This window comes from Pantoea sp. R102, from assembly GCF_004916815.1.
GTDB lineage: Bacteria > Pseudomonadota > Gammaproteobacteria > Enterobacterales > Enterobacteriaceae > Pantoea > Pantoea dispersa.
This window is the reverse complement of the sequence record NZ_SDFT01000115.1, coordinates 1-16087: the sequence shown is the minus strand read 5'-3', so window position 1 is coordinate 16087 and position 16087 is coordinate 1. Positions and strand designations below refer to the sequence as shown.

General features: G+C 56.9%; 18 protein-coding genes, 1 tRNA gene and 1 pseudogene. 10 read left to right on the top strand and 10 right to left on the bottom strand.

Going from position 1 to position 16087, the window contains the following annotated elements:
• From ERD80_RS12765 to ERD80_RS12755, 3 genes are all read left to right on the top strand, one after another.
• Nucleotides 1-519 (top strand): thioredoxin fold domain-containing protein (locus tag ERD80_RS12765; protein WP_168926276.1); only part of this gene is annotated, 519 nt, incomplete at its 5' end.
• Between the two features lie 66 nt (nt 520-585).
• Nucleotides 586-1164 (top strand): transcriptional regulator, encoded by a 579-nt coding sequence (locus ERD80_RS12760; protein ID WP_021507771.1) that lies wholly within the window; start codon nt 586-588, stop codon nt 1162-1164.
• A gap of 108 nt (nt 1165-1272) precedes the next feature.
• Nucleotides 1273-1348: transfer RNA gene (locus ERD80_RS12755), tRNA-Phe, on the top strand.
• An 84-nt stretch (nt 1349-1432) separates the two neighbouring features.
• Here ERD80_RS12755 and ERD80_RS12750 read toward each other — a convergent pair.
• Together ERD80_RS12750 and ERD80_RS23000 are read right to left on the bottom strand one after the other, a co-directional pair.
• Nucleotides 1433-1732, bottom strand: coding sequence for a helix-turn-helix transcriptional regulator (locus ERD80_RS12750; protein WP_058774900.1), 300 nt, complete (start codon nt 1730-1732; stop codon nt 1433-1435).
• Complete coding sequence (locus ERD80_RS23000; RefSeq protein ID WP_282183368.1) at nt 1719-1850, bottom strand: hypothetical protein; 132 nt, start codon at nt 1848-1850, stop codon at nt 1719-1721. The genes ERD80_RS12750 and ERD80_RS23000 overlap by 14 nt, the downstream gene beginning before the upstream one ends.
• Before the next feature lie 404 nt (nt 1851-2254).
• Here ERD80_RS23000 and ERD80_RS12745 point away from each other — a divergent pair.
• Nucleotides 2255-2503, top strand: a pseudogene (locus ERD80_RS12745) (LysR family transcriptional regulator); the annotation flags it as partial.
• 100 nt (nt 2504-2603) lie between these two features.
• Here ERD80_RS12745 and ERD80_RS12740 read toward each other — a convergent pair.
• On the bottom strand, nt 2604-3773 hold the full coding sequence (locus ERD80_RS12740; RefSeq protein ID WP_021507773.1) for a Gfo/Idh/MocA family oxidoreductase: 1170 nt from the start codon (nt 3771-3773) through the stop codon (nt 2604-2606).
• Nucleotides 3774-3783: 10 nt separating this feature from the next.
• Nucleotides 3784-4707 (bottom strand): TIM barrel protein, encoded by a 924-nt coding sequence (locus tag ERD80_RS12735; RefSeq protein WP_136547133.1) that lies wholly within the window; start codon nt 4705-4707, stop codon nt 3784-3786.
• Here ERD80_RS12735 and ERD80_RS22505 point away from each other — a divergent pair.
• Nucleotides 4706-4876 carry a hypothetical protein gene (locus tag ERD80_RS22505; RefSeq protein WP_168926275.1) on the top strand — a complete coding sequence of 57 codons (171 nt, stop codon included), beginning with the start codon at nt 4706-4708 and terminating at the stop codon, nt 4874-4876. The two genes, ERD80_RS12735 and ERD80_RS22505, sit on opposite strands and share 2 nt — an antisense overlap.
• 29 nt (nt 4877-4905) lie before the next feature.
• On the opposite strand, the gene ERD80_RS12730 is transcribed toward ERD80_RS22505, so the two are convergent.
• Nucleotides 4906-5925 carry a LacI family DNA-binding transcriptional regulator gene (locus tag ERD80_RS12730; protein WP_058770054.1) on the bottom strand — a complete coding sequence of 340 codons (1020 nt, stop codon included), beginning with the start codon at nt 5923-5925 and terminating at the stop codon, nt 4906-4908.
• 319 nt (nt 5926-6244) lie between these two features.
• On the opposite strand from ERD80_RS12730, the gene ERD80_RS12725 reads away from it, so the two are divergent.
• Nucleotides 6245-7129, top strand: coding sequence for a sugar phosphate isomerase/epimerase (locus ERD80_RS12725; RefSeq protein ID WP_021507777.1), 885 nt, complete (start codon nt 6245-6247; stop codon nt 7127-7129).
• 153 nt (nt 7130-7282) lie between these two features.
• Here the strand turns inward: ERD80_RS12725 and ERD80_RS12720 are convergent, their stop codons facing one another.
• Nucleotides 7283-8293: a Gfo/Idh/MocA family oxidoreductase gene (locus ERD80_RS12720; RefSeq protein WP_104187887.1), complete on the bottom strand. Its 1011-nt coding sequence runs from the start codon at nt 8291-8293 to the stop codon at nt 7283-7285.
• Nucleotides 8294-8393: 100 nt separating this feature from the next.
• On the opposite strand from ERD80_RS12720, the gene ERD80_RS12715 reads away from it, so the two are divergent.
• From ERD80_RS12715 to ERD80_RS12705, 3 genes are all read left to right on the top strand, one after another.
• The gene (locus tag ERD80_RS12715) at nt 8394-9413 is read left to right on the top strand and encodes a LacI family DNA-binding transcriptional regulator (protein ID WP_136547132.1); all 1020 of its coding nucleotides are present in this window, start codon (nt 8394-8396) and stop codon (nt 9411-9413) included.
• Nucleotides 9414-9514: 101 nt separating this feature from the next.
• A complete protein-coding gene (gene yghU, locus ERD80_RS12710; protein WP_021507780.1) occupies nt 9515-10396 on the top strand; it encodes a glutathione-dependent disulfide-bond oxidoreductase in 882 nt (293 codons plus the stop codon).
• Nucleotides 10396-10686 carry a DUF1330 domain-containing protein gene (locus tag ERD80_RS12705; RefSeq protein ID WP_021507781.1) on the top strand — a complete coding sequence of 97 codons (291 nt, stop codon included), beginning with the start codon at nt 10396-10398 and terminating at the stop codon, nt 10684-10686. The genes yghU and ERD80_RS12705 overlap by 1 nt, the downstream gene beginning before the upstream one ends.
• A gap of 75 nt (nt 10687-10761) precedes the next feature.
• Here ERD80_RS12705 and ERD80_RS12700 read toward each other — a convergent pair whose 3' ends face one another.
• The gene (locus ERD80_RS12700; RefSeq protein ID WP_021507782.1) at nt 10762-11856 is read right to left on the bottom strand and encodes a YncE family protein; all 1095 of its coding nucleotides are present in this window, start codon (nt 11854-11856) and stop codon (nt 10762-10764) included.
• Nucleotides 11857-12061: 205 nt separating this feature from the next.
• On the opposite strand from ERD80_RS12700, the gene ERD80_RS12695 reads away from it, so the two are divergent.
• Nucleotides 12062-12991, top strand: a complete 930-nt coding sequence (locus ERD80_RS12695; RefSeq protein ID WP_136547130.1) for a glycosyltransferase family 2 protein — start codon at nt 12062-12064, stop codon at nt 12989-12991.
• Nucleotides 12992-13020: 29 nt separating this feature from the next.
• Here the strand turns inward: ERD80_RS12695 and ERD80_RS12690 are convergent, their stop codons facing one another.
• The 3 genes from ERD80_RS12690 to ERD80_RS12680 form a co-directional block, all read right to left on the bottom strand.
• Nucleotides 13021-14268: an O-antigen ligase family protein gene (locus ERD80_RS12690; RefSeq protein WP_248295858.1), complete on the bottom strand. Its 1248-nt coding sequence runs from the start codon at nt 14266-14268 to the stop codon at nt 13021-13023.
• Nucleotides 14269-15237: a glycosyltransferase family 8 protein gene (locus ERD80_RS12685; RefSeq protein ID WP_136547129.1), complete on the bottom strand. Its 969-nt coding sequence runs from the start codon at nt 15235-15237 to the stop codon at nt 14269-14271.
• A 208-nt stretch (nt 15238-15445) separates the two neighbouring features.
• Nucleotides 15446-16087, bottom strand: a 642-nt coding sequence (locus tag ERD80_RS12680) for an SDR family oxidoreductase (protein WP_136547127.1), incomplete at its 5' end; no start/stop codon positions are given.

Genomic DNA, 16087 nt, shown 5'->3' with positions numbered 1-16087 from the left:
CTGCTCGGCGTGGCGTTTTTTGCCTGGGCGTTCAGCCTGAGTCTCAGCGCGCGCGGCACAGCGCGCGTGCTGCCGATCATCATGCTGGCGGCCGCGCTGGTGGTGGCGCGCCCGCTGCAGGACTGGGCATTTGGCAGCAGCAGTACGCAAAGCGTCGCGCACCTGCCGTTTCAGCGCATCAGCAGCAGCCAGCAGCTGGATAGCGCATTACAGCAGGCGCAGGGCCGTATCACCATGGTCGATCTCTATGCCGACTGGTGCGTGGCCTGCAAAGAGTTTGAAAAATACACCTTCAGCGATGACGGCGTGCGCAGTGCCCTGAGCAACGTGCAGCTGCTGCAGGCTAACGTGACAGCCAACAACGCGCAGGATAACGCGCTGCTGCAGCATCTGCAGGTGCTCGGCCTGCCGACCATCCTGTTCTTTGATGCGCAGGGCAAAGAGATTGCCGATTCACGCGTCACCGGATTCCTTAACGCCGCGGATTTCCGCGCCCATTTGCACAATCTGCCGCGTTAAACGAAACTGGTTGCACGACACTGCCCGGGCGCACGCGTTCGGGCCCGCATTCCGGAGGAGAGTCTTTTGCAACGCGAACAGATCCTTGAGCATGCGCTGAATGTGCTCGAACAGAGCGGCCTGGCCGCGACCACCTCGCTGCAGCAGCTGGCTGGCGAAAGCGGCCTCGCCAGCGATCAGCTGGAGCGCTACTGGCCCGATCGCGATGCCCTGCTGTATGACGCGCTGCGCTTTCACGGCCAGCAGATCGACAGCTGGCGCCGCCAGGTGCAGCTGGATGAGCGCCTCAGTGCGGCACAAAAGCTGCTGGCGCGTTACGACGTGCTGGCAGAGCACGTCAGTAAAGGCCGCTTTCCCGGCTGCCTGTTTATTGCCGCCTGCAGTTTCTATCCCCAGCCGGATCAGCCGGTGCATCAGCTCGCCGAACAGCAGAAGCGCAGTTCCTGGCAGTTCACCCATGAAATCCTCGTCGACCTGGCGCTGGACAACCCCAGCATGGTGGCCGATCAGATGGAGCTGATCCTCGAAGGTTGTCTGAGTAAGCTGCTGGTGAAGCGCAACGTGCAGGATGTCGCTACCGCGCGGCGTCTGGCTGAAGATGTGCTGAGCATCGCGCTGTGCCGGCAAAACGGTGCGCTGGCGTAGGCTTTTTGTTCACCCTGCCTGAAAAGCAGGCAATCAGTCACGATTGCTACGCTTTTTTTACGAAACCCGTTGACGGCTGTGAGCCATTAGGGTTTAATGCGCCCCGTTGCCCGGATAGCTCAGTCGGTAGAGCAGGGGATTGAAAATCCCCGTGTCCGTGGTTCGATTCCGCGTCCGGGCACCACTATTCAGAAAACCCAGCCTTATGGCTGGGTTTTTGCTTTTCTGCGCCGGCAGAATCGCTCACCCTGCGGCCTGGCAGAAACATTTAAAGTTGGAAAATCCGCCCGTCACCGGCTGGCAGTTCAACGGTTACGCTCAATTTTCCGCCTAACGCCTCAACGTATTTTTTCAGGCTGGAGAGTTTCAGTTCATCACCACGCGCCTCGATCGCTGCAATAGCAGGTTGCGAAACCCCCATCTTTTCAGCCAACTGTACCTGTGAAAGCGCCAGTTCTTCCCGCAGCTGGCGCAGACGAATCTCGATGATTTTTTCCGCCGCCTTATTTCTGATGCGCGCCTGTGATTCAGGCGAACGCTGAGCAATCAGGTCTTCAAGTTTTGGCATGATTCATCTCCTCCAGATGCTGTTGATACTCGCGGTCAGCCAGTTTAATCATTAGGTCATCCTGCGCCTGCAGCCATGTGGCAAAGCGCACGGTGGTTTCTACCTTCCAGCTGTTCAAAATCACCTCATATAACCTGTAGTTTATAGCGCTCTGATATAAACCGGAAGTTATATTGAAAAGATGACCTGTATCATGCCGGACGCCAGCATCGCTGTGGGCGTGCTCAGCTTGTGCGGAGTACCTGAAAAAACTGCAATCCCATGCAATATCGATTAGCTCTATTACAACCCTGACTGCTTCGCCCCATTTGCGCGACGCGTCGCACACTTTTGCGATTGCGCCCAAATCTTTCCAGCGAATTGCGCCACCGGTCACGCCGCGTGGCGCGTGTCGATGTTAAAAAACTGTTAATCGTAGTGCCTGCCTGCCGTCGTGGCGTTTGTCCTTAACTCAGCGTCTGCTGCATCTCACCGTGCCGGACGCTTTAGATACACAGAATCGTGTCGCCAGAGGGAGTAATCGTGAACCTTCGTCGCCTTAAATATTTCATCAAAATCGTCGACGCGGGCAGCCTGACGCAGGCCGCTGAAAGTTTGCATATTGCGCAACCAGCGCTAAGCCAGCAGCTTGCCACGCTGGAGGGAGAAGTGAATCAGCAGTTACTGATCCGCACCAAACGCGGCGTAACGCCTACCGAAGCGGGGAAAATGCTTTACCATCATGCCTTCACTATTTTGCATCAGTGCGAACAGGCACAGCGCGCCATTGACCAGATCGCCGCAGCAACTGCAGAAGGCATGCGCAGCGGCTCCCAATAAAGCACGGATGCCGCCCCGCTGCCTCGCACTCCGGTTAAATTTCGTCAGCCAGTCAGCACTCAACCCACACCGCACCGGCATCCGCCGATTTGACACACTGTTCCACCCAGCGTACCCCCATCAGCCCGGCGTGCACGTCCGGATACCAGAAGTCCTGCAGGAAGGCGTGATCGCCGCGGTCGGTGGCGTCCATCGCCAGCGCAAAACGGCGATAGAGATTCGACCAGGCTTCAAATAATCCTTCGGGATGGCCGCCACCAATACGGTCATCGGCCAGCGCGCTGGCGTGCAGATAGCCCATGCCGCGCTCAAGAATCTGCACCGGCTCGCCCTGCACTTCATAGCGCAGCTGGTTTGGCTGTTCGTCCCACCACTCCAGACTGGCTCGGGCCCCCACCACGCGAATTTTCTGGCCGTGCATCGATCCGCAGTTCACCGCTGACGCCCACAGCGTACCGACCGCACCGTTATCGTATTCCATCATCACAAAGGCGTTATCTTCCAGCGGCGCACGCGAGGCCACAAAGCTCTGGCGGCTGCACAGCAGGCGTTTTATTTGTAACTGCGGCAACAGAGTTTCAGCGATAAACAGCGGATGGGTGGCCAGATCGCCCAGCACATAGCTCGGGCCAACAAAACGCGGATCGACGCGCCATTTGGTGCTGGCATTCTGTAATTCGACCGCTTCGTGATGAAAGCCGTGAGCAAACTGCATGTTCACAATGCGGATCTCACCCAACAGACCGTCAGCAATCATGGTGCGCGCCTGCTGAATCAGCTGATGACCGGCATAACCGTAGGTCACGCCGATGATCTTCTGCTGCGCTTTACACAGTTGCTGCAGTTCCTCAGCTTCAGCGGAGGTGAAACACAGCGGTTTTTCACACACCACGTGCAGCCCGGCGCTGAGCGCAGCGCGGCAGATAGCAAAGTGCGTATTGTTCGGCGTGGCGATGGAGACGGCTTCAATGCCATCAGCACGCGCGGCTTCCGCTTTAAACAGGGTTTCGTAATCGCTATAGCAGCGCTCCGCCGCCACGCCCAGCGCGCGACCAAACGCCCGCCCGCGCTCCGCATCAATATCAAACGCACCCGCCACTAAGGTGAAGTTGCCGTCGCGTAAAGCAGCGGAACGGTGAATATAACCGATCTGGCTGGTGCCGCCGCCGCCCACCATGCCCCAGCGCAGCGCGCGATCCAGTACTTTGCTCCCGTTAATCATGCTGTTCTCCTCAGAATCCGATGGAATGCAGGTAGAGCAGGCTGGCCGTGACGTCCTGCAGACTGGTGGCGGCGTTGCGCGGATCGCGCTCCTGCTCAATGGTGATCCAGCCCTGGTAGTGACGTTCAGCGAGAAACGCCCGCAGCGCCGGGTAATCAATCGCGCCCTGGCCAAGCGGGCACATCACGCCCTCGGCACAGGCAGTGAAAAAGTCGACGCCGCGCGCAATCACATCGCGCCAGACGGCCGCATTAATGTCTTTGAAATGCAGATAGTCGATGCGCGACCAGTAGCGTTGCAGCCAGGTCTGCGGATCCATGCCGGAATAAAAAAGATGGCCGGTATCGAGACACAGTCCGGCGACCTCATGCGGGATGTCCTGTACCAGCTGCTCCAGTTCATCAGCAAACTCAATGCAGCCACCGGCATGAGGATGAATCACCGGTCGCACGCCGTAGTCGTGCCAGGCGATGTGACTGAGCTGAGTGATGTGCTGCATCATGCGCTGCCAGTCTGCGGGTGCCAGGCGCGGCGCTTTCTCTGTCTGGCCAGCAAATTGCGCCCGCTGCGGGTTACCGAAATCGATAATCACCAGATAGGGCGCGGGCCGGTTATCACCGTGCGTGCGTGCCGCGCACGGCACCTGCGACAGGTTGCGGCAGATGTTGTGCGTCAGCTCAACCATCGCCGGGAAATTCGCCTCGCTGACCAAATCATCAAAAATGGTGCCGGCCACCAGCGACAACTGATGCGCTTCCAGCTGCTGGCGCAGTTCGGCGGCATCGGTCGGCAGATAGCGCCACGGCCCGAGTTCAATGCTGCGGTAACCGGCCTGGGCCGCCTCGCGCAGCACCGTTTGCCATGGCGGCAGGAAAGGATTGTCAGGATCGTCTACGCCCCAGCTGCAGGGCGCATTGGCAATGTGTAGGGTCATGATGGTTCCTTATGATGAGGGCTGGCGTCAGTATCAAATAGATATTTCACCAACCTCAATCATGGAATTTTCATTCTTTGATAGCGATCATAAATTTAATTATCAAATTTTTGATAATTTTTTATCAAATGCTGTCGTCATGCGCGCTGGCGTGGCTGTCGCCCGGTGAGCGATAACAAAGGGTGACTGCGCAACGCCTCAGACATTTTCCCGCATGACGATCTCAAACGGCAGGGTGACCTGAGAAAAATGGTCGCTGCGCTCAGCGTGACGTTGCAGCACGGTTTGTGCCAGCTGTCGTGCCATGTCAGCGATCTGATGGCGCAGCATCACCGTGATGGTGCCATCTATCAGCGCCAGGTCGCCGTCATTGACCGGGCCGTGACAAATCAGCGCTACCTTACGCTGCGGCTGCTCACGCAGCGCCTGAACGACCCCTTCAATGCCGCCGCACGGCGCGTAAATCAGCGCCAGATCGGCATGCTGCTCCAGCAGCTGGCGAGTCGCCTGATAACCACCGGCAATCGATTCGTGGGTTTTGAGCGGTTCCAGCACGCGCCGCGCACTGTCCTGCTCGCGCAGATACGAGCGAAAACCACTCTCGCAGTTCTCCTGACAGATAAAGCGGTGATCCCCCAGCAGCACGCCCGCCGGACCCGGCTGATGCAGCAGATGGCTGGCGATCCAGCCCGCGCTACGCCCGGCTTTCTGATTATCCAGGCCGAAATAGCCAGCATGCCCACAGGGCGAGAAGTCAGAAAACAGCGCGTAGACGCGCACGCCCTGACGCGAAACGTGCGCTATCGCGTGGCGGATCAGCGGATGATCCAGCGCCACCACGCCGATAGCCTCCACCTGCTCAGCCAGCCGGTAGAGCGAATCCACCACCGCTGCCACCTCATCAATCTCGTGCCAGACAAACAGCGGCTCGCTGCCGGCCGGATGAAATGGCTGCGTCTGCTGGCGCAGCGCGTCGGTTAGCGTTTGATAAAAAGAGTACGAAGCCGACAGCAGGATAAACCCCATGCGCAGCGTCACGCCGTCGCTCTGCGCACTGAGCGGGGCGTGGCTGCTGCGGTAACCCAGCCGGTGCGCCGCTGCCAGTACTTTCTGTTCGGTCTGCGCCCGCACCGGCGCGCGGCGATTGAGCACCCGATCCACGGTGGCGATCCCCACCCCGGCAGCAGCGGCAATCGCGCTCATGGTAATTTTGCTCATCGTTAAGCTCTTAAATGATAATAACCTATCAAAAATAATGCCTGACGTTATGCTTTCACGCCATATAAGCCGGTGTTTATCCCTCAATAAATGAGAAAATCCTTTCATTCTTTTGATCGCTGTCGCACAAACACCATCATTCGTTTCATTTATCACGAAAATAGAATAATTATTTGGCAAATATCGCCGCAGCGTGTCGCCGGCACTGATGGAAATGCATCAGCAAAGCATTAGAGCCGGTGCCGGGCTGTTTTTATAGTTGACGCGACACCAGCCGCCGATTGCGGTGGTGGGTAACGTAACGCGCAGGAGAACAACAATGAAAATCGCTTTTGATGTGGATGTTATCCGCGATCTCGGCATCACGCGTATGGTGCATCAGGTCGCGGAGTGGGGTTATAAATACATTGAACAGTCGCCGCATCCGCAGATCAATCCATTCTATAAACACCCGAAAGCCAGCCGGGAGATCATGCGCGAGTACAAAAATGCGCTCAACGCTACCGGACTGGAAATCTCCTCGTTTATTACCGTCTATCGCTGGTCGGGACCGGATGAGCTGCGGCGCCAGGCGGCGGTGAAAAACTGGAAGCGAATGATTGAGATTGCCGTGGAGATGGGCGTGCAGGTGATCAATACCGAACTCTCCGGTAACCCGAACGAACCCGAAATCTGCGAAGAGATGTTCTATCGCTCAATGGACGAGCTGCTGCCGATTTTCGAGCGAGAGGGGATTCGCGTGGAAATTCAGGCGCATCCGTGGGATTTCTGCGAAGAGAGTAATGAAACGGCCGATATCGTCAAGTCGTTCCGCAGCGACAACGTCAAATACATCTACAGCGCACCGCATACGTTCTACTATGACAAGGGCAAAGGCGACGTGAAGAGTATGCTGCATTACGCTGGCGACGATCTGTCGCACATGCTGATTGCCGATACCATGAACCACACCAAACACTGTCGCTACATCGTTAACCCGCCGGGTGTCGATGCCACCATCCACCAGCACGTGGCCGTTGGCGAAGGTGAGGTGAATTTCGACGCGCTGTTCGAAGCGCTACGCGAGATGGATTTCGCTAACCGCCACTATAAAGTGGGCGGCGAGTCGATTATCTCCGCCGCGCTGTTTGGCTATCCGGAGAAGATGAAGTATCAGGCGGTGGAAACCCGCGAGCTGATTGAGCGCGAGCTGCTGAATCTGTAAATCGCCCGCACAATCAACCCCTTTCCCGCCAGCGATAAAGGGGCGCACAATCAGCCCCCTCTCCCACTAAAGAGAGATGGATGCACAATCAGCTCCCTCTCCCGCCTGCGGGAGAGGGTTGGGGTGAGGGCAAACGCCATCACCCACTTCCCATTAAACCGTCACCCACTCCACCTCAACAAACTCGCCGCGCGTCAGCGACAGCTGCGCCGCTTCCGCGATGGCCTGCGCGCGCAGCCCGTCAATCAGCCCCGGCAGACCGGCCACTTTCTCGCCGCCAAGATGGCGCACAAACGCATCGAGATGGCTGTAATAGGTCTCCTGTACCCGGCTGAACCAGTCCGCATACAGCCCCGGCTGGCGGATGTGCTGCCCCTGATACAGCGTTGCACCGCGCACCGCCTGGCTTTCCGACGCCAGCATGCCCAGGCTGCCCATCACGCTGATGCGCTCGTCATAACCGTAAGCGGTACGACGGGCATTATCGAGCTGCGCCAGCGCGCCCTGCTGCAGGCGCATAATCAGCACTGAGGTATCGACGTCAATGTCGCGGATCGCCGGCATCGCCAGCGCGGCACCGAGCGCGCCCACGGTGACCACTTCATCCTCAGTTAGCCAGCGCAGCAGATCGAAAAAGTGGATGGCCTGGTCGCGCATCTGTCCGCCGGACGCCTGCAGATAGCTCAGCGGCGGCAGTTCAGAGGCGCGGCACACCATCTGGATAAGCTCGCTGCGCCCAATCACGCCCTGCTGCAGCTGGGCTTTCAGTAGTGCATGGCTGCGATCAAAACGCCGATTGAACCCTACCGTCACCGGCACCTGCAGCGGGGAAATGCTGGCTACCACTTCCCGGGCGCGCGACAGCGACAAATCGATCGGTTTTTCACAGTACACCGCTTTGCCCGCCAGCACCGCCTGCTCCAGTAGCGGAGCGTGGGTCGGCGTCGCACTGGCAATCAGCACCGCATCAATGGCCTTACTGCTCAGCGCCTGCGGCACGCTGGCGGCCCGCGCCCCAAACTGCTCTGCCAGCGCGGCGGCGCGCGCGGCGTCGATATCGCACACCAGCGCCAGCTCAACGCCGGGATGGCGCGCCAGGTTTGCGGCATGCACCTGGCCAATAAATCCACAGCCAATCAAGGCAAAACGTTGCGCACTGCGCATGATAACGCTCCTGTTGCTCACACTTCGGCATCGTCGGTCTTGTCAAAATATCGCTTTCTGGCAGGCTGTCTGAACGCGGTTTTTGATGGAATTCACTCAGATGAAAACAATGACGCTGGCCGAACTGGCTAAGCGGGTGGGCGTGGGCATCGCCACGGTGGATCGGGTGCTGAACGACCGGGGCGGCGTGTCGCCCGCGATGACGAAAAAAATTTTACTGGCGGCGCGCGAAGCGGGTTTGAAACGCATCCTGCCGGAGGAACACCGCCACGCGTGGCAGATAGAAGTACTGCTGAGCGGTAACGGTTCCTTCTTCTTTCAACAGCTGGCGCAGGATTTTGCCCGGCTGGCGGATGAGCTCGGCTATCGTCGCCTGCGGCTGCACCGCACGCTGATTCCGGAGCATGCGCCCGAAAAGCTGGCGGCGCATATCGAAGCCAGCAGCAAAAAGATGGACGGGCTGATTGTTTTCGCCCATGAAAATCCGCTGATTTACGCGGCGCTTGAGGCCTGTAAAGCGCGTGGCGTACCGGTCATTACGCTGGTGGCCGATCTGCCTGATGCGCCGCGCCTGTGCCATGTCGGTATTGATCAGCTGAAGGCCGGACGCACCGCCGCGCTGATGCTCGGCAGCATGCTGCCTGTGGCGGGAGATGTGGTGCTGGTCAGCGGTCGCGCCGATTACGCCGCGCACCGTCTGCGCATCGAAGGATTTCAGGCGGTGCTGGCGGAGCGCTTCCCGCATCTGCGGCTGCGGGAGATCATCGCAGGCCAGGACGAGCGCGAGCGCATCAGCCGGCTGCTGGAGAAAACGCTGGCCGCATCGCAGCAGATTGTCGGCTTGTACAATACCGGCATGGGCAATACCCAGATTCACGAAGCGCTGGCGCGCCACCGGCTGTGCGGCAAAGTGGTGTATGTTACGCACGAACTTTACCAAACCACCCGTGAGCTTCTGGCCAAACGCGTGCTGACGCTAACGCTCGATCAAAACACCCTGCGTCACGCACAGCTGGCGCTGACGCTGCTGCTGCGACATCTGGAAGAGGGTGAGCAACCAGAGACCTATCAGCCCGGCAAAGTCGACTTTATGCTGTTTACGCAAGAGAATTTTGCCTGATTCGACTTTGTCTTTTATCGCCAGCGCGGTTAAATCGGCGTGATAGCGTGCTGCTACACTCAGTAGCAGCAAAAATCTTCTCACAACAAGGCGAACGCATTATGTCGGAAAATCAGTATCAGCCCGCGAAAGTCTGGACCTGGGACCCGGAAGCCAAAGGTAACGGGGCAAAGACTAACCGTCCAACCGCCGGGCCGACGCATGAGCAAACGCTGCCGGTCGGTAAGCATCCGCTGCAGCTCTATTCGCTGGGGACGCCAAACGGCCAGAAAGTGACCATTCTGCTGGAAGAGCTGCTGGCGCTCGGCGTGCAGGAAGCGGAGTATGACGCCTGGCTGATCCGCATCGGCGATGGCGATCAGTTCTCCAGCGGCTTCGTTGAGGTTAACCCCAACTCAAAAATTCCGGCGCTGCGCGACCACTCGATCACGCCGCCACTGCGCGTGTTTGAATCCGGCAATATCCTGCTCTATCTGGCAGATAAATTCGGCCACTTTATTCCCTCTGACGTGGCGGGCCGCACGGAAACCCTGAACTGGCTGTTCTGGCTGCAGGGATCCGCGCCCTACCTTGGCGGCGGTTTCGGCCACTTCTATCACTACGCGCCAGAAAAAATTGAATACGCCATTAACCGTTTCACGCTGGAAGCCAAACGTCAGCTTGATGTGCTGGATCGCCAGCTGGCGGACCACCGTTTCCTCGCCGGCGACGAATATACCATTGCCGATATCGCAACCTGGCCGTGGTACGGCAATCTGGTGCTGAACAACCAGTACGGCGGCGGCGAATTCCTCGATGTGCAGTCGTACAAAAATGTGGTGCGCTGGGCAAAAGAGATTGCCGACCGTCCGGCGGTGATCCGCGGGCGTAAAGTGAATCGGGCATTTGGCGCCGAGCCTCAGGATCAGCTGCTGGAACGGCACGATGCGAGCGATTTTGATACCAATACTGAAGACAAGCGTCAGGCGCGAGGCGAACAATAATGGCCGCATATGTCGTTATGATTAAAGACGAAACGCTGGATAAAGATGAGCTGGCCACCTATTCGCAGAAAGCCGGCGCGGCGCGTGGCGATCACCACATCACGCCACTGGCTTTTTACGGCGATCTGGAGGTACTGGAAGGGCGCGATGCTGAAGGCGTGGTGGTGCTGCAGTTTGAAGATGCCGAGGCCGCCAAAGCCTGGTACTTCAGCCCGGCCTACCAGGAAGCCAAAGCGCATCGCCTGAAAGGCGCCAACTACCGCGTACTGCTGGTGAACGGCGTGGCGTAATGGATGACGTAACCCGTTGCTAAGCACGGGTTATCTGCGGCGCGATCCCTCGCGCCGCGATTAAATCCAGCGCGGTTAATCCAGCGTAATCCGCACCACGCTATCCGGCCCTTGCGGCGAGCGATCTTTATTAAGTCCCTGCTTCACCGTCACATACAGCGTCTGACCATCTGGCGACACCAGCAGGCTGTTAGGGTGAGTCGGCAGCGTCCAGCTATTTTTCACTGCGTAGGTCGTCGCGTCCAGCTGCAGCACTTTGCCGCCGAGTCGCTGGCTGATGTAAATCTCGTTGCGCTTCGCATTGAATTTGATGCCAAGCGAATCGCCGACATCCAGGCGCTTGATCACCTTACCGCTGCGCTCATCAAATACCAGCGTGGTTTTGCCCTTAGAATTGTCAGTGACGTACAGGCGGCCATTGGCGGCATCTTCCGCCAGATTTAACAGCAGATACTCTTTGCCATCGCCTGGCGTCCAGCGCTGCTCAATTTTGTGACTGCGCGGATTGATCACCAGTACTTCGCCACTGCCGTTCGCCGCGTAAATACGGTCGGTTGACGCCGAATAGAGCAAGCCGGTCACCCACTTACCGGCGTTTTTGATGGTGGTTTTCAGCCGCAGCGTATTCGCATCAACCACCCAAATCATCGCCGGATTCTCAATCGCACCGATGTACAGCAGGCCGTCATGCAGCAGGATTTCACGCGCGCCAACCGGATTGCCTTTGTCGTTTTTCAGGCCAAACAGCAGACGCTGCAGCACTTTACCGCTTCTGGCGTCCACTTTCGTCACGCCACCGTCCAGCGTGTTGGTAATGTACAGCACGCTGCCGTCCGGTGAAGCCGTCATGCCAAAGTTTTTCAGATCGGTGTGGGTTTCGCCCAGCGTCGCCAGCGTGCGGGCATCCAGGCGATACAGCACGCCACCGTTGACGGTTTTAAATGCCTGCGCGCTGGCCACATACAGCGCAGCCGGATCGCCCGGCACATAGGCCATTTCATACAGGCCGTCGCCCAGTTCACGCTGCTGTACCTTCTCCGCTGCCGCTGGCTTAGCCGCGGCGGCAGGCGCTACTGATTTTTTAGCCGGCGCCTGACAGGCGCTCAGGCTCATGGCTGCCAGCAGCGCCAGAGCCAGCGCGGTGGCGCGCGGGCGTAGTGATGAAGTCATTGCTGTCTCCGGTAAGGACCGATGGGTTACCTGCGCGAGCAGGAAGCATAAAAAGGAATGAGAATCATACGCATTATTGTATCAGTCGTAAATGTGCCTGATCGGTGGCAGGAGGCGCAGAGCTGCGCTGCGTCAATGCCCTCCCCTCAAATTGCTACTTGTAGTATGCTTGACGGCATTCCTGCCACAGATGTTGATTTAAAAAATGATGGTTCCTGACTATTTAATCAGTGTGTTGCTAACGGCCCATAACAGTGAAAAATTTCTGCCTGACACGCTGGCGAGTTTAGAAAAGGCCTGTCATGGTGTTGAGCAGTATATTGAATTTATTCTTATTAATGACGCATCCGTCGACAACACTGCAGCGTTACTCGATGATTTTTCCCGGCGGCATCCGCAGGCGAAAGTATTTAATATTGATTACCGCAACATTGGCCGGGTGCGTAATTTTGGCGTTCAGCAGTGCAGCGGTGAATATATTACGATGCTGGATGGCGACGATCAGTTGCTGGCCGACGCCCTCACCGATATTGTCTGCTACCTGAAAAGCCATCGTCCGGACGCACTGTTCACGGCGCTTAATGAGGTATATGAATCCCGGCCTCAGCACATCACATGGCAGGGCCTGCAGGCGGAAACACTGTCACGGCATCAGGCCATTGAAAAATTCCTGATTCATCGCGATTTACAGGCGCACTTTATCGGTCAGTTTATTAAGCGCACCATGCTGCTGGCACATCCCTTCCCGGATTATACCTGCTACGAGGACGCCTGGCTTTTCCCGGAAATCCTGGTCAGCAGTGATGCAATCGCTTATAGCCGCCAGAGCCCTTATCTTTATTTTAAACGCGGCAACAGCTTATCCAGCCAGCTGGATAAACACAAAATTTCACTCTTAGTGAGCGCAACGCAGCATATGGATGAGGTGTTGCAGGAGCGCTATCGTAATCTGCTATCCTGCCACTGGATTAATATTGCACATAAACATCGGAAAGCCCTGGATAATCCTGACGACAGAAAGCAGGTTATTGAGGCGATCACTAAAATCAGGCCACTGTCTTTTCTTTTCGATAGTAAAATCAGAACCAGCTTTAAAAAGAAATATCTGGCTCTGAAGTTAAACAAACCGCTGTAACTACCGGGCGCTATGCCAGCGCCGGTTTATCAGGACGATGCTTTCTCAGGCGGATGAATCATGGCATAGCTGATGATAATCGCCATCACCAGGATTAGCACCGAACCACTCTGAATTAACACCGTGTCGGTCAGCCCAAAGATGATAATTGACAGCGGCAGCAGCGTTAATCCGGCGACGCCGCGGCGTGCGGCTACTATCAGCAGCACCAGGTAAAAAATCAGCAGGGAAAGTGCGCCAGCGAACCCCTGCAGCGAAAGCGTTTCAAGGAAATCATCGTGCAGGTGATACATGACGTTTTTATACGCTTCGGGATTGTGGCGCTCATGCTGCGTGATGTATTCCCGCGCTTTTGCCGTACGCTGATCCGGACTTTGCCCCAGCAGCGACCACGAAACGCTGTGCCAGCCGCCTTTCCAGATAGAGAAACGGGCGCCAATCGAGGTGTTATTGTTGGTCTGATAAGTATCAACTTCATTGTGGATGCTGTCTAAGCGCTGCCAGACGCTGCCCGGCATAAATAAAGCGCCCACGATAATAAACAGCGCTAACACCACCAGCGAAATTTTACCCGCCCAGCGATGGGTAAAATAAAACCAGGCCAGATAAATCAGTGGCAGGGTTAATACGCCGGCGCGTGACTCGGTCAGAATCATCAGCATCATATTCACGACAAAAACCGCGCTGAATAAGATCATTTGTCCGCCGCGATGGGAGATTACCCGGTGGCCGGTGTACAAAGTACAGAGCGCCAGCGCGGTAATCAGATAAGAGACGGTACCGGCGGAATCGGTCAGCAATCTGATGCGGGTCAGCGTTTTTGCGTGTTCACTGATAGCGAAACCTAACGTCACCAGCAGCCCGACAAATAAGATGGCGCTGCAGGTTATCAGGAGTGGACGGCTAAGATAGTGGCGCCACGCGACGATAAAATAGCTGAGAAAAGCCGCGATAATAAACAGCTTACCGCCCTGGAAGTAGTTATTCACCACATCACTGAATTCAGCGTGGGAAAACATCTTTGCCCAGATGAGCCTGACCAGCCCAATGAAGAACAGCGGAAGCGCTACCGTTATGGCCGTTTTATCTGTTAGCCACTGTTTTTTCACCGCCAGAATTACTAAATACAGAGCCACCAGATAACTGGAAAAATAGAATATTTTGCGCGGTAAGGCTTCAACCACCAGTGACGACGCCAGCGCGATACTCAGCAGCACAAAACAGAGCTGGTAAATATTTTTTCCCGTCATCAGCTGGCGAAAAGCGTGAGCTTGCACTTAACAATACCTCATCTTGATATGTTTCAGGCGCCACAGCATGGCCTGCCACCATCTTTTTTGACGAAAAAGCGACTTATACATTCTTTTTGCCTGCTGCGCATTGGCTGGCTGGTCAAACGCCATGGTGGACAGCGGTGAATCCTGATAAATATCGCGATAATGGTGAACCACAAACTGTTGATTCCATACCTGCCAGGGCTTATCCGCACCGGCATAATGAATCAGGCAGGTTTCCGCCGGCACGTCGAGCGTATAGCCACGATCGTCTTGGGCCAGCATGGTCAGGGTATTGAAGCGAGAAGAAACAAAGGTCACTTTATCTTCCAGTAAAATATTCAACGCATCCTGGTCGAGATACTGGAAGTTTCGCCCGTGTTCGGACAGTAAAGTAAACGCGCGTTCGCTGATATTGCCAGCGCGCCATTGCGCCACATCAATCAGCATCATGCCGGCGTTAAAATAGCGCTCGCCGCGCAAGCCGGCATTCTTCGCCAGCACCGGCTGCAGCGAGGCAATTTCACCGACCACCAGCGCAACCGCCTCGGGGCCGGTCGGGATCTGCCACAGTTCATTGAGCGGATTAATGCACACCATATCGGCATCAAGATAGAGCAGTTTTTCCGCCTGCGGCAAAATCAGCGGTGCCAGAAAGCGATAGTAGGTCGCACGGGTAAAAAGTTCGGTGACCGGCAGCGTGGCAAACAGCTGGTCCGGCAGATGATGCAGCGTCACGCCGTGACGCGATCCCTGAAACAGCCTGGCGAGCCGGGGGTTATCGGCCGGTGTCAGTTCTGAAGAGATCAGATGGAAATGATACACACGGTCTCCGGCGTGTTTCATAATGGACAGAATCGTGATTAGCGCATGCGCTTTAAACTTTCCGTCAACGCCAAAAACAATATGTTGATCGCTCTGTACCGGAAAAAGTGGTTCGGCGTTTATTTCCTGAAGAACATCATGATTCATTGCGCGCTTCTCTGCTGCGGAGCGCTACACTCCGTAACCACTTAATATGTAGACAATAAAATTGGGTTTACCAAAACGGTGAAAAGATTACCATTTTGGTAAACCCAAAGAAAGCGTAGCACGATAAGCCAGGAGTTTTCGCAGACGAGACATAATCAGCCTCTCCCATCCTGTTTTTACGATGGGAGAAGCACGCTGGAGAATAAAACTACAGCGACGCGCCGCCGCAAATTACCAACTCCTGTCCGGTAATGGCAGCGGCAGCCGGCGACAGCACAAAGCCAGCCAGCGCTGCCACCTCTTCGGGATGGATATAGCGTCCGATAGGCGGCAGTTTCGGCGGCGAGCTGGCGCGGTCCGGCTGCAGCAGCATCGGCGTGGCGGTGGCACCGGGGGCGATCACGTTGACCGTAATGCCCTGCGGAGCCAGTTCGGCGGCCCAGCTGCGCGCCATGCCCACCATCGCCGCCTTGGTGCTGACATACTGGCTGCGATTCGCCGCGCCGCGTGACGTGCGGCTGCCGAGCAGCAGAATACGATCGCCGTGGCCCATCTGCGGCAGCAAGGTGTTGGCCATGATTTGCGCCACCTGCACGTGCAGATACCACAGCCGCGCCCCCTGCTCTTCCTCCAGCTCACCCAGCGGCGCGGCCAGCATCATGCCTGCCGCGTGCACCAGCGCATCCACCTTCGCCAGCCCGGCCAAAGCCCGTTTCAGCTGACTGGCGTCAAACAGGTCGACGCTGACGGAGGTAAACGCCGGATGATCTTTCTCCACCGGCGTACGGCTAAAACCGGTGACCTGCCAGCCCTGCGTCAGCAGCTCATCGGCAATCGCCGCACCAATGCC